The following is a 20,768-nucleotide window of genomic DNA, read 5'->3' on the forward strand; positions in this document are numbered from 1 at the left end:
AACTCCACAATGGCAAACAGGGCTTTGCCCTAACAAAAAAAGAGATTGCCACCTCGAATTCCAAGTGACAATCTCCATCATTACATGTTACATTCTACGATTATTATATTCTATCTTTTCCGTCTTCGGATACGGATTACTATAAAGAAAGCGCCAAGTAAGGCAGCACTCATAATTACAACTGGAATCCATGCTCTTGTATCGTCCCCTGTCTTCGGTGCATCCAGCGGCGGAGTTCCTGGTTTTCTAGTATTTTCAACCTCTTCTGTTACTTCAATGATTTTGGTTTCATCATCCTGATATTCAAATACCACCTCCACCTCCTCTGTGTTTGCTTCATAGCCTTCTAACGGTTTCGTTTCCACAAGAACATATACAATCGGTTCTACATATTTGCCCTCTTCATAAACTGCAATCGGCAGTTCTTCACTCTTTGCAGTTCCATCCTCGCCGGTCACCAGTGTCCCAACTACTTCCCCAGTAGCTTTATTGCGGAGCTCAAATTCTACGCCTGCAAGCGGTGCTTTATTTTCCGCATCTGCCTTCTGAATCAGGAGCTGACCGGATGGACGTTCATCTTTCATCTCTACTTTCTGAATTTCCCCTGTTTCTTCGACAACGAAAGGAACATCGGATACAACAAGATATCCTTCCGGGGCTGCCTCTTCATGCAGGATGTATTCGCCCGGTTCTAACGCATACACTTTATGCGGTTCTTTTGTGGAAACCCATTCTTCCACTATTTCCCCGTCCTTATTAAGGATTTGAAGTTTTGCCCCTTCCACTTCCTTTTCATCTGTGATGTCAGTTTTTGTAATTTCTACAACTGTCGGCTGATTTTCAATTTCTTTTGCAAGGGAAATCACCTCCAGCTCCGGATTCTGATAAGTTGCGTCAAAGGACCATGTTTCTTCTGTTTTCAGATACCCCGGTGCTGCTTCCAACTCTTTCACCATATATTTTCCATGCGGAAGGTCAATGTCAAATCGGAGGGTTCCATCTTCTGCCGATTCTGCTTTCGCAAGAAATTCTCCTGCCTTTACAATCACTTCCCCTGTGAGGTCTAAAATATCTTCCTCTGCATACAGCCCAAATACGGCACCCTGTACCGGTTCTTTCGTTTCCTTAGATTGTTTGGTAAGGACAAGTTCTATTTTCTGGCGTTTATTTTCAAGTTCCATAGAAACATAATCTACCGCTACTTCCTGTCCCTGATATTTGATTTCAAATTCTTTTGCTTCAGGATCCAGAACAAAATGATGATTTCCAACATCCGTTTCCTTCAGATAATAGGAACCAATCGGAAGATTATGGAGTGATACGCTGCCATCTTCTCCGGTCACAAGTTCCGCCACAAGCCCGTCTTTTTCATACAATACTTTCCGGTTACCTGCTTCATCTTTCTGTCCGTCCGGTGTATAAATGGTCTCCTTTGCATAAACTTCAAAGGTCACTCCCTCTGCCCCTTTGTTCTCATACTGGAACATATAGCCGCTGTCTTCTTCTATAACTTCCTCTTTGCCGAAAAATTCAATGATAGAATTTATTGTGCCTGCTATGCCATTTTTCATTTTTGTAAGAAGGGAATCTTCCACATTCTTAGCACCCACAATATCTTCTCCTGTTTTCTTGATGGTCAGACTGCCTACTGCTTCATCGTTTTGCTGTCGAACTACGACAATATATTTTCCGGTTTCTTCCTCTACTTCATAAGCTGTTTCGGAATTCACAGTGATCGTAATGAAATCGCGTTTTGCATCTTCATAAGCGCCTGTCTGTGACAACTGGTTTAATGGAATATCGCTCTCTCCGTCTTTCAACGCCATTTCATACCCTGGCTGTACATATAAATCAGGAGCTTTTACTTCTTCTATGCGGTAAGTTCCCATCTTTAGCTGCTCCGGTGTCATAAGATAACCTTCGTCATTCGTTTCAAATACATCCAGTTCCTTTTCTTCCGGATAGCGCACCTTCATTGTCACATATTCTTTCTTTTTCACATCATAGATTTTATATTGTGCGTGATTATTTAATACCGGAAGATGTGTCTGTGCATCTTCCTTGATAATCTTAAGGAAAAACTGGATTGGTCTATCATCAAAAACACGCCATGGCTGCGGTTCCCTGCTATCTTCGGAAATGGTTACGAGGAATGGATTGATGGTCTGGAGATTTTCTGGAGTTGTAGATTCAAAAACCACATATTTTCCATATGGAAGTTCTGGAGAACGTACAAATCCTTTCTTGTCTGTAAACAGTTCTTCCACCGAAACTTTCTTACCATTCTCGTAATAATGTGCCGTTTCATCTTCTGAATAGTCATATCCGATAAAATCCTCTGCTCTGAAAGCATTTCCTTCCGATGGTTTCAGGCTTCCATCTTTCACACCTTTTAAATCCTGAATAAGGAATACCTTAAATCCGGCTCCTTCCAACAACTCCGTCTCTGTCTGGTTGCCATCCTCAGAAATCTTAATTAATTCAAAAGCCTGTTTTTTTACCGTTTCTTTTACCGTTACATTCCGGTGTACAATAGCAACCTCCTGTCCTTCATAGCCAACTTCTACCGGATATGCTGTTTCATCCAGCAGGTATCCTTCTCCCGGCGAAATTTCTTTTACATAATAATTCCCCAGATACAGGTTGGTAAAGTCCGCCTTTCCGTCTTGAATGGTATCCTGGGCTACCAGCTCGTCCTTTTTATGGACATCTTCTGACTTCCCGTTCGGATGCCGGATATCTTCAGCTGCATACAGTCCATATACAGCGCCATCCAGATTAGCATCTCCCTGGCTGATATATTCTTCCGCATCTTTGTCTATCTTGAAGACATGGACTTCCCCACGCACTTCTTTATTGGAAAATGTGTGTGTAAATTCGTAAGTATACGTTGTGTCGTTCTCATACTCAAACAGGAAGTCATAACGGTCCGTACTCATATAATAAAATTCCGGTGCCTGAATCTCTTTCAGATAGTAACGGAAATTAATCGGAAGATCCGCTTGGAACGCTGCCACTCCGTCTTTATCAGATGTAACGCTCTCGATTAAGGTATCTTTCTTCACAACAACGGCTCCGGTTGCATTGGTAATGTCTTCCCCTGCATACAGTCCAAATACAGCGCCCTCTAAAGTCACCTTGTCATTTTCAGACTGTTTCACTGCCTGCACCTTTACTCCCGGTCTGGCATTCACATAAGCAGCTTCCTCCTGCACCAGTTCTACCGTCTGTCCGGCATAAGAAAGGGTTACAAATTGTGTACGATCTGCCTCAGTCTTTCCAATGGTAAGGTCTGCCGGTGCTTTCTGTTCCACGATCTTATACTTTCCTAAGTGCAATTCCTTGCTTGTGATGCTTCCGTCTGCCTTTGTTGTCAGCTTGTCCACCAGCTCGCCGGACTGATAGATCGGTGTCTTCTGATCCTGGCTTACAATGTTTTCTGCTGCGTAGATAAAATAACTTGCCTCTCCAAACGGTGCAGACTGATACTGGAACGTAAGATGCCCTTCTTTTCCGGATACGGAAGAAAGCACCTCACCGCTCTTTCGGATTGTGATTTTTCCTTTCTGCTCCTCATTTGTCACCGTCTGGCTCTGGGTTTTCCCTGCCTCCAGTTTCACATTGAAAGATGAAGTATTCAGCTTATATCCCTGGGGAACAGAAATCTCTTTTAAATATACCGTATCCTGTGTCTTCGGGATATCTACCTGTGTTTCCCCCTTTTCATTGGTTGCCGGCATCTTGGTAATCAGTTTGGTACACTCTTTATCACTGTAAATTCCAAAGACGGCACCGGCAAGGGCTGTGTTGGTTACGTTATCCTTTTTCACGACCTTGACTTTTGCATAATCCATCCATTTTACCTGAAAGCTGACAGAATCACTTTCCTCTTCAAAGAATGTGCCATAGCCAATATCCTGCGTGGTTCCCCCCGTAGAAACAACTAAAGTTTTCCACTGTGTTCCCATCTGCCCTGCCAGGGAACCTGAATTCCAAGTTCCGGTTACTGTCATCGGAGCGCTGAAATAGAACTTTGTACCGCCAGAAATTTTCACACTGCCTGTTTTCGTGGTATCACCGCTATGATAAGTCACATTCTCCGGCAAATTCAGCGTAATATAGTTTCTGTGATCGCCTTTTAAATGGAATTCTTTTGTACGTTGCTCCCCATTGCTTTCATATGCGGCAGCCGAAGTCGGAGAAAGATCGATTGCAGCTTTTGGAGGTGCCTCCAAACCATTTAAATACTGGATGTAATCCCATAATCCTGACGACTGGATGTTTTCAAATGTACAGCCATAAAAACCGTCTGTTCCGCAATATGCATAGGATGCCGCAATGTGTGTGAAGATATATTTCAGTTTCCAGTCAAACCCCGGCATATAACTGTCTGTAATATCTCCCGGTCCTCCATATCCATAATAGAGGACTTTCTGTAAAGCCAGATTGCTTTCAAATATGTTTGCAACATAATCACTGGATGGCGGTGAAGTCTTTGCCGATTCCAGACAATATGCTACATGCCCATTTACCGTAAAATAGGTTGTAGAATAATTCCCCAAACTAGATGGATACGGAAGTCTTTCCCCCACTACCAGATTGGCGTTGATCGACCTGTTTTTTGCCATGCTTTCCGGCACAACTGATAAAAAAGCAGCATTATCCGGAGATACATCCAGTTTCAAATGCTCTGTGTTTTCCGGTACCTCCGGCGCCTCTGTCAGGACGGGTTCCGGCTCAGGATCACTTTCCTCCGTATCCTCTTTGTTCCCTTTCTGTCCATGATCTGCCCCTTTGCTCTCAGCCTCACGAGGCTTAACTACGATCTTACGTGTCACTTCATAACTATCACCTTTTTCCGGTGTAATCAGATAGGTACTCAGGTAAGTGCCCGGACGGTCCGCAAAAAATCCTTGTCCGTCTTCACTGACAACATCTTTCAATACAGCCTTTTCGCCCTTTTTCAAAGAAAGACCTGTAAAATCTTTTTCGATTTCAAATGTTTCTCCCTGCTCAATCGTCAGGGTTTCGGCGGTGATCTGTTCCTCTCCCTCATCGCCTTTTTCCTCCTTTGTTACATTTGTCTCTGATTCTGCTATTCTGCCTTTTGATGCCGCAAATACAGCATTCCCAGACGGAATAAGTGCAGAACAGGATAAAAGAAAAGCCAGCGTTCCCGCCAGCCATCTGTGTTTTCTATGTTTCAATTGCAACGCTCCTTTCCTGTTGGTTTTTGAGTGTGATTGTGTATTCTTATTTCCCCGAATCTTATGTAGGGCGTTCCCGTATGTGCATATGCTTCATCTCCTTTCCTCTGGCTCATAAATCAGGCCATAAAAAAACGGAACTGCACTCTTACAGTTCCGCTTTTTTATCACCTGATTGTTTTGGGACGTATCATGAATCTGCCAGTTTTACTTTGCATCGTTTCATATAACACGCAATCCCATATTTTAAAATTTTATCCACTCCGTTCTCCCGGAGTTCTTCATCATATTTCTTTTCCTCTATCTGCTGTAGTGCCTGTTCACAAGCCTGATCAAGATTTCCGTCATTGGCATACTTAACTTCGATAAGAATAACCGTTTCACTGTTTTCAGTTTCAACGAGAATATCGCTGTATCCTTCGCCACTTTCCTGATTGGACGATACGTACCATTCTTCCTTCACGCCCAGGATTCCAAGCAGTATCCCATGATAAAAGTTCTCCTTGCTTGCTTTTCTCACAAACGTATCCCGGATACTGATGGTCTTTTTCAGGTAGCTTTCAAAAATGTCTCCTACCTTCGTTTCCTCACCGTTTTTCAGGGCATCACAGAATCGGCTTAATGTATCGCCGTCCTTTGCAACGCTCTCTTTAAAGTATTCCATGATCTGTGTTTCAAAAATATCCCGGATTTCCAGATTCGGTATCGCAAGTTTATACCGTTTTGCATCAACCCTTCCACGCTGTGTTAAATATCCCGTCATAAACAACAGGCTCCAGACGTTCTCTAACGACTGATACATTTCCGGATAGACAAGCTCCTGATGAATCTCTTTTATGATTTCCTCTCCGGCAAGCAGAGTTTCAATCTCACGCTTGGTTTTAAAATTACCGGACATTTGAATGAATTTCTTGACGGCATCATTACTGCTGGTGTTGATCCAATAATTTTCCGGAAAAGAATCCGCATGGTCTTTTAATTTATCACAGTAATTCAATACATCCCAGGGGCAGTACACTTCCACGCTGCCAAACTGATACCCGTCATACCAGTTCTTTACTTCTTCATAATGATCCTCGATTTCATAATACTTCAGCATTTCTCTTACTTCCGTATCTGTAAAACCGAAATATTCATCATACCGTTCATCTGTAATGGACAATACTTTCAGGTTATTAAGCCCCGTAAAGATACTTTCTTTTGAAATACGCATGCATCCTGTCATCACTGCAAATTTCAAGCTGTCATTCGTTTTCAATGCCTGTTCCAATAAACTACGGATTAAAAAGATCATCTGATCATAATACCCGTTTTCAAATGCTTTTGCTAATGGAACATCATACTCATCAATCAAAAGAACTACTTTTGTTCCATAATGTTTCTCCAATAATTCCGATAATATTTTCAATCCACCGCAAAATGCAGCCTCACTCATATTATTATTCAAAAGTTCCTTATATTCTAACTTGTCATAATCACTTAAGGCATCACTCCCCAAAAGAAACTGAACATTACGGGCTACTTTTTTCATGATTCGAACTGCAAAATCAAATGCATCCTCATAAGTGGCGGCATTGATTCCTTTCAGGGAAATGGAAATAACCGGATATTTCCCCATATACTCTTTACACAATTTTGTATCTTTTGAAATTTCCAATCCCTCAAAGATACTTTGGTCTCTCTCTATGGAAAAAAAGTGTTCCAACATACTCATATTTAAGGTTTTCCCAAAGCGTCTTGGTCTGGTAAAAAGATTCACCATTCCACCGTTACGGATCAGTTCTGAAATCAGCCCCGTCTTATCCACATAATAATAGTTATCGTTAATAATCTGCTCAAAATTTTCCAATCCCACCGGAAGGCGTTTTTTTTCTTTAACCATATCATTCACACTCCTTCTCTATTAGTTATATTATAACAAAGATACGCCCAAAAACCTATACCTAACTTTTTTCATAATTCCCGTAATTCCCAGTCGTCAATGCCTTTGTAATTCTCCTCCCAGTAACCTTCGTCATCTGTATCCCAAACCGCACGCTTACAGATCAAACCCAGTTTTTCACAAATCTCATAGAGTTTCAGACATCCTTTCCGGATATGATCCCGTTTTTCTCTCTTCTTCGGACATTCATGACTGCTGCCCTCACAGTCTGCACAGGCTTCGCTGTAAGCGCGATCACAATGAAGACGTATACATTTGTCCATATCATTTGCTTCAATGACTACTTTTACTCCATGAGCTTTTAACCGGTTCAGCGCCAGTTCCAATTCTTTATAAGCGGACACACCCGGATTTCCGAGATAAGGATGTCCGGTTCTCTGGTAAGCTGCTTCTGCTTTCAAAACACCTTCCGTCACGTAAATCACCGGACTGTTCAGGACACCGGAAAAACTTACCGGACTTCCAGGAGAACATCCCTTTTCCATCTTCGCACTGCTGAGCCATACATATTTCCGTTTCTGATAAGGTACATCCAAACGGATCTGGAACGCAATGAGCAGTCCCTCATCACTCCACACCGGACAGAGATAGCCGTTATTCTTCTGATAAAAGGCAATTTCCCAGTCACCATGATAATTCATGAAAAAACCGGGCACGCCCTCCAGCCTGCAACCACGTTTCAGTAATTTTCTGGCGATTGCGACAGATTCTTCAGCACAGGTACTTTTATACCCCAAGGCTTCCATATTTGCAACTTCCGTTTCTGTAAGCCCCCTGCTTAACAAATCTTTTCTATGTTGAGGCGATAGCTGCAGCAAGGTTAGAAGTTCCCGGTACGTATGATCCCGTCGCTTATAATCTACAGGTTTTGCCAGGGACTCTTTCTGCTTCTTTTTCCGGCATTGAATTTCCAGTCTCTTTTCCATCTGTTCACCTGCACCCAAATCCAGCTTCTTCTGTATTTCATGGTAAGCTTTTTTATAACAGTCAGAACCATATAGCCCTGTCAATTCTACATATAGTGTAAGCATATTTCCTGCTGCATCACAATGGAAGCAATGATAGACGTTTGCCAGTTCGCCATCTTTGTATACAACAAAATTACACTTCCCCCTCCTGTCTCCGCAAAACGGGCAGACCACATTATAGGAAGCGTCATCACCGCCGGAAAGTCGCTCGATTCCTAAAAGGTTTCCCACATCTGTAATCGTAAATGATGTCATATCCTCTACCTCAAAAGAACATGGTCCCACAGGAGAACCATGTTCATACAAACTCATTATGCAGCCTTTAATTCTTCGGATTCACTTTGATAATCCAGAAGTGTTTTTGCCGCTTTTACCAGCTCTTTATTCGGACCTTTATACTTATTGGCAATCCATTTCAAAGTTTCAGTACCCTTGACTCCGGCTTCCAAAACCTGTTCCATCGTCTTGCCCTTAAACACGCCAAAGTCACACACGAATTTCTTTGCCGCCTCTACTTCGGAATCTGATGTTTCTTCTTCCAGTTCGCCTTGAAGTTCTTCCATAAAGTCAGCATCTTCTTCAAATGGAACTTCTTCTGCATTGACAGGAATAAATCCATCCGCATCCTCAGGTTTGTCCGCCAAAGCTGCCTCTTCTGTGTGCAGTTTTTCTCCTCCTTCAGATGTTGCAACTTCTTTCTTCTCCTCAGATTTCGTTACATGCTCTGCTTGCTTTTCCTCAGATTTCGTTACATGCTCTGCCTGCTTTTCCCAGACTGCCGTATCTTTCTCTGTCTTTTCCGTCACTCTAGTCACCGGAGTGTTCCCCAGCAGAGTTTTCATTTCCTTACTTTTCCCGGAGGATACCGCCGGATTCTTTTTGTCTTCTGCTGTCCCTTTCTTACTTTCTGAACTTTTTACCGCCTTATTTGTTTCCTTTTCTCTTTTGTGAGTTTCTTTCGCCGGCCTATCCGCAGCATTTGTGTCCTGTTCCACATCATGCTTTGTGTAATCAGGATCTTCCTGCTCGCTTCCAACCTGACGGATACAGAATTTATTGCGGAAATAGTATTTCAGTCCATAAGTCAATGCAGTACCATGTGCCTTATCCGGAATCTCGTTTGTTCCGGTAATATGGATTGTCGCATGTCTGCATTCCTCCGGCCGGTCCGCATTTGTCCAGCTAAGCTCTACGTCTGCTTCATATCTCCAAAAGTCATCTTTATCTAATACAAGATATGTCGGATGCCCCTCTTTGTCATACTGGGTAGGTATTTCACGCACAATATCAAAGTTCACGCCATATTTATTTAATGCCGGTGTCATTGCCTCGTAAATATCATCCAGTGTGGAAAAATCATACTCCGCCTCATCATTGTAAAATTTTTTTAAAAGAGTTGGCATTTTCCTTCTGATTCTTAACATTTTCTGTTCCAGATTTAAATATTGATAATTTTTCATTAATTCGTTTCCTCCTGTTTCTGCTAATTTTATGCTGTTTTCTTCTTTGTATCTTCATAAAGAAGCTCTCTGCCGCATGACACACTCTGTATATCTTCTATCCGGAATTCTGCTGCCTTTCCAAAGACACGATATAAAGCTCCCCTGTCTTTTGGGACAAGGCTCTTAACAGCGTAACATCCTTTGGGATTACATATATCCACCGCTCGCACATTTGTATGAATCACCTTCCCATTCCGACAAAGGACTATCTTTACTGTCCTGCTATTGTTTCCTTCAAGTGCCTGTATCAGACGTTTGATTTTATGGATACGGTCATTCGGAGTATTTAAAATTTCCCTGAATTCATCCCGCACGCAGCCGAAAAGAATTCGCTGCTGCGAAATATACGCAATATTCCGTTTGATCCACCGCTTTGCAATCTTTTCCACCACCTGCTCTCCATATTCCAAGAACAGCAAATACATGGTATCGGAAAAAGATGTCTCCAAAGAAATCTTCGGTACGAATTTGATATCAGCAAGATTCCTGCCCTGCAGATAATAGTTCTCTGCACGCTCTCTGATTTCACTACGGACCACCAGCGGAATCAAACTCTTGGTATCAAGCCCGGATTGAAATAGGAACTCCTGCCAATGCATTTCCAGTATTTCATCAGCTTTCTGGCTGGCTCGTTCCTCTGCTGCTCTCCTGATGTCTGTTCTACATGGAAAACCTATTTCTTCCGGAAGGCCAAGTAATACAGCAAGTTCCATATCCACGTCATACAGATTGTAATTTTTTCTGACAAACAATCCCGCAAATTTCAGATCATGCCCGGGCACAAGATTTTTTCCTGCCCCTTTCTGGAGATACAGATAGATAAAATTTCCCTGCCTCATTTTTACCACCGTATCGTTCTGGTGTTCCCATATATTGCTTTTCTCTGCTTCATTCAGCCATGCAAAAAAAGGTTTGGTATAAACTCCGGACAGCACCCATACAGGCAGCATTTCAGATTCTGCCTTTTTCAGTTTCATAACGAAATCTCTCCCGGTATGTCATAGTCATGCCAGCGTACATTCATGCACCTTGCGATTTTTTCTTCCATTTTTACAAGATTGGATGGGCTGCTGCCGCTTTTCCTTGCAAAAAAAAGTGCCTCGCAAAGCCCGCAGTAAATTTCGTAAGCACTACATGGCTGTTCACCGAAGTTTGTCTTGAAACGTTCTACCGTCTCCGCAATCAGCTTTTTCCCAAAACTTTGTTTCTTCATGACTTCTGAGAGGGCATTCACCGGATACCGGATACGGATATCACACAGCTTTCCTATGTCCCTTAGTTTCTGTTTGTAATACTGGAAAATGGATTCCATATTTTCACTAAATTCTTCTAATCCCTGTTTATGCCGATGCTTTGTACGCAGCGCTTCCCCTAAGACAATCGTAAAGTCTCCATCTAAAATGGAATAGAAAATATTTGCTCCCGATGCTCCCACATCAGAACTCACAATGCGGATAAATGTCTGAAGGTTTCCAAAAGGTTTTTTCCCATGTTCCTCCATCAGATCTGCATAGGCTTTCGTCATCTTTTGATCGACAATCTTCCAAGTGATCTGTGCCATATTGTGGTCTGCATAACCATAAATAAACTCGCCATTACGATCACCACTGATATATGCTGACGCAACCATAAAGAGTTTCGGCATGGAGATAATCGCATAATCTGCTTCATCACCGGAGAGTACTCCCCTTACCTTACCTTCTGAAATCCGCAGAAGCGCATCCCCTTTCGCAACCTGCAGGCATTCATTAAGAATATCCGCCAGCACCGATTTTTTGACATCCATAAGTGCCGTTCCCTTAATTCTTGCGCGGTCTTTCAGTGTACTGACTGCCGTTTTTCCCAAGGGATACATTCCTTCCGGAAACTGTAACAGTAATCCGGAATGCTTCTTTGTATCTGCCAGTAAGTCCTTCATATCGACACCTTCCATATCCGGCACAAGTACTTCATGGCCGGAAACTGTCAGGACGCTCAAGCTTCGTGACGGTATACGGATCCATTTTGCTCTTTCATCAATTTCCTCCAGATACTCATGGAAACTTAATTCATCTTTAAATTCCTTTCCAAATTCATCATAATAATACATACTGCTCCTTTCTGAGATTCTTCTTATTTCAAAATTCCAGCCACCATCAGGATATTTTGGATTCTTCCGTTTTCAATCTCAAAAAGATAACCATCCTTGCCCATTTCCGTTAATGTCATAAGATCCAGCTCATTGATACCGTCCCACATTACTTTGATTGTCTGCATATTGTTCCTCCTTTTCTTTTGCTTTTCTCTGCGCCATCATACCCTGTCCTGGGGTATTTCTTTTCTGCACAGCCTGACGCTGCCTGTACTTCTTGTTACTTTCATTCGTCATCCTCCTTTCTGAAAAATGGACACAAAAAAAGACACAAAAAGATTCTTTTACTTTTTGTATCTTCCTTATAGACAGTGTCCTTTTTTAAGTGTGTTTACACTTCAACTTTAACTTCCGGTTCTGCCGGAACAAAAAATTAAAAACTCTGCCTGTTCTTAGCTTGAACCTGCATAAATTTTAATTCAATCTAAGATTAGCACAATATATAGTCATTGTCAACTTATTCAATCTATATATTCACGACAAACGTATGAATGGTTACTGTTCACAGAAAATTCACTCATATGTTTGTCGTGAATCTACATTTAAGTTATAAACCTTTTACTCATGTACATTCCAAAATATAAATCTATTCTGCTGTAACATGCTCTAAACCAGTACATATAACTGCAATGTTTTTAGTGGTTTCATAATATTTTATTTCTATACTCTTCGACTTCTTGCTTGTATAACTCATTATAAACAGAACAGCTTTTCAACAACTCCATATGATTTCCCATACCAACTATTTTTCCTTCATCTATAACAATAATTTTTGTGGCATTTTTTGCTATTTTTACACGATGTGTAATATAAATGGCAATTTTTTCTTTACTTACTTCAAAAAAGCTGTTAAAAATTTTTAATTCTGCTGTTGCATCCAAAGCAGAACTAGGCTCGTCTAACAAGTATATATCTGCGTCTTTATAATATACCCTAGATAAGGCTATTTTTTGCCATTGACCACCAGACAACTGACTGCCATTATCAAACCAATTACCCAGTATTCGATCTAAAGAATATTTTTCTTCTTGAAGCAAAAAATCCACATTTGCCTTATTTAATGCAGCTTTAACGTTTTCATCAGTACTATCACGTCTAATATCTCCAAGTATTACATTTTCTCTTAATGATCCTTCATACTTCAAAAAGTCTTGAAATAATACAGAAGTTCTCTCTCTATATTCTTCAATACTATATTTCTCTATCGGCTTATCATTTATTAAAACTTCTCCTCTTTTAGGATAATACAGCCCACACAAGATTTTAAATAACGTGCTTTTTCCAGAACCATTTTTTCCAACTATAGCAATTTGATCATTATTACCAATTGTTAAAGAAATATTTTTCAGTACATTTTTAAGTTCTGGATAATCGAAACATACATTTCTCAACTCTATTTTATTTATTTTTTCAATCTTTAGAAGATCCTTCCTTATTTTTTCTTCTCCCTCAGAATCTTCAATGAAATCTTTTAACATTCTCATATATAAATTTGAATTATAAATGGAATATATGCCTGCTGCAACTGTATTTGTAGATGTTTCTATCATCGTAATAGCATTTAAGTAAGCCATCACTGTGCCTATCATAATTTCCCCTGCATAAGCCCCACTAATAGCTACTACCATAATAAATAAGCTAAACAAATCTTGAATAAGACCTATAATCAAGTTAAGAATGGTTTTATATTTTTCTATAGTATTTTCTTGCTTTATGAACAAAGAACTGATGGTTTTATATTTTTCTATAAAATAATCTTTCAAATTATACGATTTTACTTCTTTAAACGCAGTATCATGTGTCAAAAGATATGAATAATACCAGGCTTCTCGCTCCTTATTACTTCTACTATATTTCATCATAAATTCCTTATTCCCAATAATAATTTGTCCTACAAACATACTTAAAGAGATGATGATAAGTGCCACTTCAATCTTCCAATTCCATGATATGATCAAAATAGAAGCTGATATAAGAGAAACTATACTAGAAAAAATATTCATAATTGCTTGCAATGTCTGATAAGGTTTAATTGCTATTTCCTGCTCTAATCTCGTGATAACATCATATGTTTCAGTCCGTTCTAACATTTCCAATGATAATTTACCACACTTTTCAATTAGAATTTTGTTGATACCATATTGAGTAATATTATTAAGCTTATTCAAATTATAATTACTTAAATTTTGAAAAAAATTTTGAATGACAGAAATAGCAAAATACAAAATCACTAATTGTAGTATAATATTCAATGGTTTTTCCATTAGTTGCAATTCATTAATCAACCTTTGATTAATTACCAAAACAATAAATGGAAGAAATCCACTTAAGCTCGAAATAGTTACCGTAAAAAGAAAATTCTTTAGACTTATTCTGCATATCAACTTCAAAGTATATATAAACAAAATATAGTATTCCTTTATTTTCACAAACATACGACACACCTCTTAAATAAAATCGGGGCATAGCAAAATCTCATACTTGAGTTGCTATACCCCTTTTTCAGCTAACTTACGCTGATGCTCTGATAGTCGTAACAGATTTTACTCTATTTCCTGTACGATATTCACCAGCTGAACCGCAGCCACATCCGCAATGCAGACAACTATCATTATTGCCTCTGTATCCTGCGTATCCAGATGTACAAGTACATGCTCTCGGCTGTATTCCACTACCAGGCTCTCTTCCCATTGGATTTACAAACTTCATACCGACACCTCCTTTCCGTATTACTAAACACATTTATGTAAAAAATGTATTTTCCCTATTTGAATACTTTTTGATTATATTCTAATAATCGTTCTGGATTTTCTTCCAAGATGGTATGATATCTTACTAAATTATTCTCTAAATATATTCTTTCACTTCTACATGAATTGTGCCGATAAGCAAAATGAGTTCCGTTTTGATCAAAGCAGTTAACATAGCACATGGAACACAAATTAACAGCCCAACACTCTCCACAATACTTCTTTGCTTCTTGAATGAAACTATCTACATACAGTTCTTTAATTCTATCTTTATAAAAACCTTCATTCACATTTCCAATACTAGGAATATTCCCAACTTTTTCACAAAGTAAAAATTCTCCTGAAACTGTTACATATATTCTTCGTTCTCCTGGAACACAACAACCATTCATTCCATAATTTTTCACAGGCTTATCTGACAAAAGTCTTTGATGTATAATTGAAATTCCCTTATCAATCACGCTATCCGAAAATAGTGGCTTTTCTCTTTCTTCATGCTCCTCTCTATAGTGATTTTCCCAATCATCTAAAGGATCATATGCACTTTTTACATATCTAAATTCCTCTTTACTCTGTGGAAGATAATACTCGCTATCCTCTGGTCCTCTATCTACAGATGAAGTTAATACTCCTATATTATCGGGAATCCATTCTGCATTATCCAAAAATTCTTGTATCCTGTTGTACTTGTTTTCATAATCCGGTTCAGACACAACCATATTAAAGCTTATTTTAGATTCCTTTTTCCACCGTTTCTCTGCTTCAAGAAGTTTCTTAATGCCTTGAACCGTCTTTGTATAACTACCTTTTCCGTCTACCATAATCCTATTAGCATCATGTAATTCTTCAGGTCCATCCAAACTAACAATTATGTTAAAATCATGGCGCATTAAGAAATCTGCAATTTCATCAGAAACTAAAGTAGCATTCGTAGTCATCGCAAATGTCATTTTCCCATTGAATACATCTAACGCATATTCTGCGGCTTGTTTTATTAGAGGAAAATTCATTAAAGGTTCTCCTCCATAAAATCCAATATGAGTTTCTTCCGCCTTATCCGAATGTAATTTTAAGAAATCAATAGCTTTTTTAGCTGTTTCCCAATCCATATCTTTATGACCAAACTCTCTATATTCTGGATGAGATGGATTATAGATACAGTATTTACATCGCAAATTACACTTTTCTGTAACTTCTAATGTTACATTTTGTACTCTATGATCTAAAGCCTCATCCAAATCCGTAACAGCTTCTCCAGTTAGAGTTTCTACTTTATTGGCTGAAAGAATATGTTCTGTTTTTATAGCTTCCTGAATTTCTTCAATGCCTTGAATCAACTCGCTGCTATCCATAGAAAGTTGTAATAGTTCTGTAACATCATCACTTTCCAGTAATGTTGTTAAAATCTCATATACTGTTTTTCTTATCTGTGCTACTTTCCCTGTTCCTGCATCCAGAAAATAATAATTCTTCTTTGTTTGAAAAGTTTTTCCAAGTCTTCCCGGTCGTCCATATTCGCATATAGCATCGTAAAACTTCACTACTACTTCTTCTGTACTCATACAATCTTCTCCCTTCCTAGCCTACTCGATGCCTACAATATGAATATACTGAAAGCATCAAAAACACAATCAATTCAACAACCGCTCCTCCAATAATCATATATGGTGTCCAAACACCAGCATTACCCATTGGCAAGAAATTAATATCAACCAATTGATATAAAAGACTATTTTGCATTCCAATACCCGATGAAGGTAAAATATAAACAAGCCATGATGTTCCTACTACAGCATATACAATAGTTGGCAATAGTGCTGTTACTACCGAAATTAGTATTGCTGTCAAAGATGTTCGGGCTTTAGCTGAGATAAATAGAGTAAGGGCAACTGTACACAAGATAGATAACAATCCTCCCAATACCACTGCTACTTGTAATTGACCAAGGTTTAGCGAAACTAATCCCACGGCTGAAAACAGCATTTGTATTGATGTATTTAAACATTCCAACCCGAAATTATAATTTAGTATTCCTATTTGGATTAACATACACACTAAATAGTATAGTATTATAATAAAAAACAATGCTAATATCTTATATACTACAAATGGTATCCGTCCAAATTTTGTGCATCGCAAAATACAGTCAGATCCATTTTGATATCCTTCTGCAAAAGTAGGAGCAGCGATAGACACGCACAATACCAATAGTATCAAAATATTTAATGTAATATAATCAAATGCATCACGTGAATACCCTCCATATAATGAAAAAGGCATTTCTACTTTTTCATACATTTCAGATGCAGTATCTATAATTTTTTTATTACCATCATATTCTAAAGAAATTACATCTTCTAAATGTGATTTTGCCTTATTATAAAAATCATCACTTTTCTCTATTGGAATATCTTTTAACTCACTACCTACGCCAGTCTGAGGATCTGCAAATACTTCGGGCATTTTAGATAATAATGGCTTAATTGGAGATATTGATTCCGTATATACTGTTAATGGAAATTTTTCGTTATCCTCTGTAATATTCCCATTTTCTTTTATTACTTTTTGATATGCTGTCAATGCACTTTTTAATTTTTCACCAGTTACTTCCCCATCATATTTTGAACGTATGCTTTTCTTATATTCAATAGCTTTCTTACCTTGTAAACTAATCACCTCACCATTAGCATCTGTATAATTTATGGTTTCATAGGTGATAGGTAATATGCCCATCAAAGTTGACATGATCAGACCAATACCTAAAATAATCAAAGTTCTTCGAGATGATAAAATTCTTTTAAGTTCTACTATAAACATTCTCATTCTATTTCACCTCTCTTTCATACGCTGCCTCTGGAAATAACCACAAATATAAATCTTCTAATCTAGGTTCTTCATTAACGGAATTATCCACCTCTGAATTTGAGGATAAATACCGTATGGAAACCATACCATTCGGTTCATTTTTTTGATTAATAATTCTTAGCTTTCTTTCAAAAACAGCAACTTCCTTTGCAGGAATTAAAGCTGACCACACCTTTCCCTCAATTTGTTTCACTAACTCCTCCGTGGTTCCTACATCAACAATTTTCCCGCCTTTCATAATTGCATTTTGGGTAGAAATATATTCAATATCAGAAACAATATGTGTAGAAATTAAGACTATTCTATCTTGTGAAAACTCTGATATAAAATTGCGAAATCGAATACGTTCTCCTGGATCAAGTCCTGCCGTTGGTTCATCTAGGATTAAAATTTCCGGATTATTAAGCATTGCTTGAGCAATCCCTACTCTCCGACGCATACCACCAGATAATTTAACAATCTTCTTCTTTTTCACATCACTTAAAGTAAGTATATCTAACAATTCCGCTATTTTCTTTCTTGCAACTTTTTTTTCAATTCCTTTATATGCAGCAACATACTCAAGATAATCAACTACTGAAAAATCACTAGAACATCCAAATTCTTGAGGCAAGAAACCTAAAATCTCTCGATATAATTTTCCTAGTTTTTTTATATCTTTCCCGTTATATTTTATCACTCCAGATGATGGACTCATTATGTCTGTAATCATTCGCATCAAAGTCGTTTTTCCAGCTCCATTGGCCCCGAGCAGTCCCCATACCCCTGGGGTAAGTGTTAAATTTACTTTATCTACAGCCTTTTTATCCTTAAATTCTTTTGTAACATTCATAATTTGTAAATTCATCAAATCACCAACCTCCAAACAATATAATTAAGCCTCTATTTGATATAAATCATATCAAATAGAGGCTTCTATGGTTTTAAAACTTTATAGGAATTTTCCTAAGAAAATATTAAGAAGTTATAGTTATTTCCCTAATTTCCTTCATTCCAAAGGGATTTTCACATGAAATACAACCTCATTGTTGCTACTTTCAGCCGTAATATTTCCTCCGTGTAAATTAATAATCTCTTTTGTAATGGAAAGACCTAATCCAGCACCTATATTATTTGATTGTCGGGCACCATCTAAACGATTGAATTTTCCAAAAATTTTTCCTAAATCTTCTTTTGCAATCGTTTTACCCTTATTCTTCATTTTAATATAAAGATTATTGTCACTAATATTGGCTGAAATACAAATTGCTGTTTTAGGAAAACTATATAAAATCGCATTTTTTAATAAATTTGAAAATGCTCTTGACAACTTTTCAGCATCTACATTTGCTATAATTTTGCCCTTCATATCAAGAATCAACTCATTCTTATTCTCTTCTAACATAGGTAAAAATTCATCTTGAAGCTGAAGGAACATATAGTGTATATCTATCTTTGTTTTATTCGCTATAACCTCTCCAGTATTATACTGCGTAATCTCAAAAAACTCATTTACCAAATCTTCTAAATGTTCAGCTCTATCTAACACTCGATGAATATATTCCATACGCTTCGTTTCATCCATATCGGGTATTTCATCCAATAAATTAAGATATCCAATGATTGATGTCAAAGGTGTTCTAATATCATGTGCTAAATATGCTACAATTTCATTTTTCTTATTTTCTTCTGCCTTAGCAGCCTTATTAGCAATCATTACAGACATTTTTATACGATTCATAAAACCTTCCACTTCATTTAAAGGTTCTGGAAGTGCTATTAACGTATCATCTTGTTTATATATCGTTTCAATTCCTGAAACAATCTGATCCAAATATCCACACATTTTGTTCCAATACCATAAAAAAATAATTATATATCCAATTATTATATAAAGTATTCCTATTATATCAATACGCAATAATGCATTCTTTAATAATACGGAAGAAGACTTTGAACCATAAAAATCTATAAATATCAGAATAATCCATCCGGTAAAACTATATGCAATCAGTGTTAAGATCAAGTGTACTTTTAATCTTTTTTTTACTTTCTCAGCCAATTTTATATCCCACCCCCCACACAGTTTTTATATATTTAGGTTTTTGTGTTTTATCACCCAATTTTTCTCGCAAATGTCGTATATGAACTGTAATAGTATTGTTGTTTTTTGCATAGTATTCATTGTTCCAAACTAATTGTAACAATTTCTCTGATTCAATAACCTCTCCCTGCTTTTCTAATAAAACTCTCAATATCGCAAACTCACTCGGAGTTAAAGAAACTAACTTTTTATTCACAAAGCATTCTCTGGATTTAACATTTAATTCTATTCCTACATAAGTTAAAAGAGTTTCTTCTGCTTTTTCTTCTTGGAAATTATATTTTTTATATCTTCTTATCTGTGCTTTTACTCTGGCCATAACTTCTAATGGCAAAAATGGTTTTGTAATATAATCATCTGCCCCCATAGTTAATCCTGTAATCTTGCTACTTTCATCACTTTTGGCTGTTAGCATTATAATGGGAAAATTATGATGTTTTCTAAGTTCACTACATAAATAAAATCCATCTTTACCTGGCAGCATAACATCAATTATTGCTAAATCAAACTTTTTCTTTATACAACTTTCCATAGCTTCTTCCGTTGAACAAGTAGTAATAACATCATATCCCTCATTTTTTAAGTATATTTCTAATAAGTCAGAAATATTTTTATCATCTTCAACCACAAGAATTATTTCACTCATTTATTTCACTCATTTCTTAAAGGATTTATTCAAATATCATTTTATACTCCTCACCATTTCTATGTCAATCTCTATTGTATAAATTGCACGACAAACGTATGAGTAAATTTTTCTGTGAACAAACGCTTACAAAACGTGTAAAAGGCATGCTATATTTTGCAAAAATAGCTACTTGTACTGAGTACTAACATAGAAAAGTATTTTTGAGATCACTCAAGCCGTAAGAATATAGATTTGTTTACAATTTGTTCATCCCTATGTTTGTCGTGTCTATATTGTGCTCAAATTCATTTTTTTAAGAGCCATGACGCAAGATATAGTCACAGCTCTTTTTAAGGTGCTTCTTATGTTTCTTCCGACATGCCTTCCGAATCAGTCAATTCTTCGTCTCCTTGGGAATCTGCCGGATAGATTTCTTTTGCAAGTCCTCTTCCCTGGTCATCTTCCTCTGTCCGGAAGGTAACTGCCTGCCCTGTTTTCAGTTTCCGGAATCCCTCTGTCTGGATTTCGCTGAAATGTGCAAAAAAGTCATTTCCCTTTTCATCTGTGATAAAACCATATCCTCTCCTTGCGCTGAACCATTTGACTGTTCCTGTTTTCTGTGCCATAATCATTTCTCCTTTTCTAATCTTATTATCTCGTGTTGGCGCCACACGAAACAGGGCGGCATGGAC

General features: G+C 37.9%; 15 protein-coding genes. All 15 read right to left on the reverse strand.

The genetic code is table 11. The features are described from left to right. Window positions 1-110: 110 nt before the first annotated feature. The 15 genes from DWX43_RS25885 to DWX43_RS25950 all read right to left on the reverse strand — a co-directional run bounded on the left by DWX43_RS25885 (window position 111) and on the right by DWX43_RS25950 (window position 20,702). Complete coding sequence (locus DWX43_RS25885; protein WP_118622844.1) at window positions 111-5,207, reverse strand: SpaA isopeptide-forming pilin-related protein; 5,097 nt, start codon at window positions 5,205-5,207, stop codon at window positions 111-113. A 190-nt stretch (window positions 5,208-5,397) separates the two neighbouring features. Continuing rightward, on the reverse strand, window positions 5,398-7,089 hold the full coding sequence (locus DWX43_RS25890) for an AAA family ATPase (RefSeq protein WP_117500907.1): 1,692 nt from the start codon (window positions 7,087-7,089) through the stop codon (window positions 5,398-5,400). 71 nt (window positions 7,090-7,160) lie between these two features. Further along, window positions 7,161-8,429 carry a hypothetical protein gene (locus DWX43_RS25895; protein ID WP_243099476.1) on the reverse strand — a complete coding sequence of 423 codons (1,269 nt, stop codon included), beginning with the start codon at window positions 8,427-8,429 and terminating at the stop codon, window positions 7,161-7,163. After that, complete coding sequence (locus DWX43_RS25900) at window positions 8,429-9,577, reverse strand: ERF family protein (protein WP_118622846.1); 1,149 nt, start codon at window positions 9,575-9,577, stop codon at window positions 8,429-8,431. Before DWX43_RS25900 ends, DWX43_RS25895 begins: the two co-directional genes overlap by 1 nt. 29 nt (window positions 9,578-9,606) lie before the next feature. Continuing rightward, window positions 9,607-10,596 (reverse strand): hypothetical protein, encoded by a 990-nt coding sequence (locus tag DWX43_RS25905; RefSeq protein WP_118622848.1) that lies wholly within the window; start codon window positions 10,594-10,596, stop codon window positions 9,607-9,609. Next, a complete protein-coding gene (locus DWX43_RS25910) occupies window positions 10,593-11,708 on the reverse strand; it encodes a hypothetical protein (protein WP_118622850.1) in 1,116 nt (371 codons plus the stop codon). The genes DWX43_RS25905 and DWX43_RS25910 overlap by 4 nt, the downstream gene beginning before the upstream one ends. 23 nt (window positions 11,709-11,731) lie before the next feature. Continuing rightward, window positions 11,732-11,875 (reverse strand): hypothetical protein, encoded by a 144-nt coding sequence (locus DWX43_RS27150; RefSeq protein ID WP_172590459.1) that lies wholly within the window; start codon window positions 11,873-11,875, stop codon window positions 11,732-11,734. Between the two features lie 519 nt (window positions 11,876-12,394). Next, complete coding sequence (locus DWX43_RS25915; RefSeq protein ID WP_118622852.1) at window positions 12,395-14,185, reverse strand: ABC transporter ATP-binding protein; 1,791 nt, start codon at window positions 14,183-14,185, stop codon at window positions 12,395-12,397. A gap of 76 nt (window positions 14,186-14,261) precedes the next feature. Beyond that, window positions 14,262-14,492 carry an Apre_1838 family putative sactipeptide bacteriocin gene (locus tag DWX43_RS25920; RefSeq protein WP_306514049.1) on the reverse strand — a complete coding sequence of 77 codons (231 nt, stop codon included), beginning with the start codon at window positions 14,490-14,492 and terminating at the stop codon, window positions 14,262-14,264. A 22-nt stretch (window positions 14,493-14,514) separates the two neighbouring features. After that, complete coding sequence (locus tag DWX43_RS25925) at window positions 14,515-16,062, reverse strand: radical SAM protein (protein WP_118622856.1); 1,548 nt, start codon at window positions 16,060-16,062, stop codon at window positions 14,515-14,517. A gap of 16 nt (window positions 16,063-16,078) precedes the next feature. Further along, window positions 16,079-17,323: an ABC transporter permease subunit gene (locus tag DWX43_RS25930; RefSeq protein WP_118622858.1), complete on the reverse strand. Its 1,245-nt coding sequence runs from the start codon at window positions 17,321-17,323 to the stop codon at window positions 16,079-16,081. 1 nt (window position 17,324) lies between these two features. Continuing rightward, entirely contained in the window at window positions 17,325-18,212 is an 888-nt protein-coding gene (locus tag DWX43_RS25935; protein WP_118622860.1) for an ABC transporter ATP-binding protein, read from the reverse strand. A gap of 141 nt (window positions 18,213-18,353) precedes the next feature. Beyond that, window positions 18,354-19,406, reverse strand: coding sequence for a HAMP domain-containing sensor histidine kinase (locus DWX43_RS25940; RefSeq protein ID WP_243099477.1), 1,053 nt, complete (start codon window positions 19,404-19,406; stop codon window positions 18,354-18,356). Next, a complete protein-coding gene (locus DWX43_RS25945) occupies window positions 19,399-20,094 on the reverse strand; it encodes a response regulator transcription factor (protein WP_118622864.1) in 696 nt (231 codons plus the stop codon). Before DWX43_RS25945 ends, DWX43_RS25940 begins: the two co-directional genes overlap by 8 nt. Window positions 20,095-20,438: 344 nt before the next feature. Further along, entirely contained in the window at window positions 20,439-20,702 is a 264-nt protein-coding gene (locus DWX43_RS25950; protein ID WP_118622866.1) for a cold shock domain-containing protein, read from the reverse strand. Between the last annotated feature and the right edge of the window lie 66 nt (window positions 20,703-20,768).

The sequence above is a fragment of the Clostridium sp. AF19-22AC genome, from assembly GCF_003479085.1.
Classification (GTDB): domain Bacteria; phylum Bacillota; class Clostridia; order Lachnospirales; family Lachnospiraceae; genus Faecalicatena_A; species Faecalicatena_A orotica.

What these genes read in the sequence shown, in the direction of transcription:
- DWX43_RS25890 (WP_117500907.1), bottom strand. Translation starts at nt 7,089, where the DNA reads ATGGTTAAAGAAAAAAAACGCCTTCCGGTGGGATTGGAAAATTTTGAG.
- DWX43_RS25895 (WP_243099476.1), bottom strand. Translation starts at nt 8,429, where the DNA reads ATGAGTTTGTATGAACATGGTTCTCCTGTGGGACCATGTTCTTTTGAG.
- DWX43_RS25900 (WP_118622846.1), bottom strand. Translation starts at nt 9,577, where the DNA reads ATGAAAAATTATCAATATTTAAATCTGGAACAGAAAATGTTAAGAATC.
- DWX43_RS25905 (WP_118622848.1), bottom strand. Translation starts at nt 10,596, where the DNA reads ATGAAACTGAAAAAGGCAGAATCTGAAATGCTGCCTGTATGGGTGCTG.
- DWX43_RS25910 (WP_118622850.1), bottom strand. Translation starts at nt 11,708, where the DNA reads ATGTATTATTATGATGAATTTGGAAAGGAATTTAAAGATGAATTAAGT.
- DWX43_RS27150 (WP_172590459.1), bottom strand. Translation starts at nt 11,875, where the DNA reads ATGCAGACAATCAAAGTAATGTGGGACGGTATCAATGAGCTGGATCTT.
- DWX43_RS25915 (WP_118622852.1), bottom strand. Translation starts at nt 14,185, where the DNA reads ATGTTTGTGAAAATAAAGGAATACTATATTTTGTTTATATATACTTTG.
- DWX43_RS25920 (WP_306514049.1), bottom strand. Translation starts at nt 14,492, where the DNA reads ATGTGTTTAGTAATACGGAAAGGAGGTGTCGGTATGAAGTTTGTAAAT.
- DWX43_RS25925 (WP_118622856.1), bottom strand. Translation starts at nt 16,062, where the DNA reads ATGAGTACAGAAGAAGTAGTAGTGAAGTTTTACGATGCTATATGCGAA.
- DWX43_RS25930 (WP_118622858.1), bottom strand. Translation starts at nt 17,323, where the DNA reads ATGAGAATGTTTATAGTAGAACTTAAAAGAATTTTATCATCTCGAAGA.
- DWX43_RS25935 (WP_118622860.1), bottom strand. Translation starts at nt 18,212, where the DNA reads ATGAATTTACAAATTATGAATGTTACAAAAGAATTTAAGGATAAAAAG.
- DWX43_RS25945 (WP_118622864.1), bottom strand. Translation starts at nt 20,094, where the DNA reads ATGAGTGAAATAATTCTTGTGGTTGAAGATGATAAAAATATTTCTGAC.
- DWX43_RS25950 (WP_118622866.1), bottom strand. Translation starts at nt 20,702, where the DNA reads ATGGCACAGAAAACAGGAACAGTCAAATGGTTCAGCGCAAGGAGAGGA.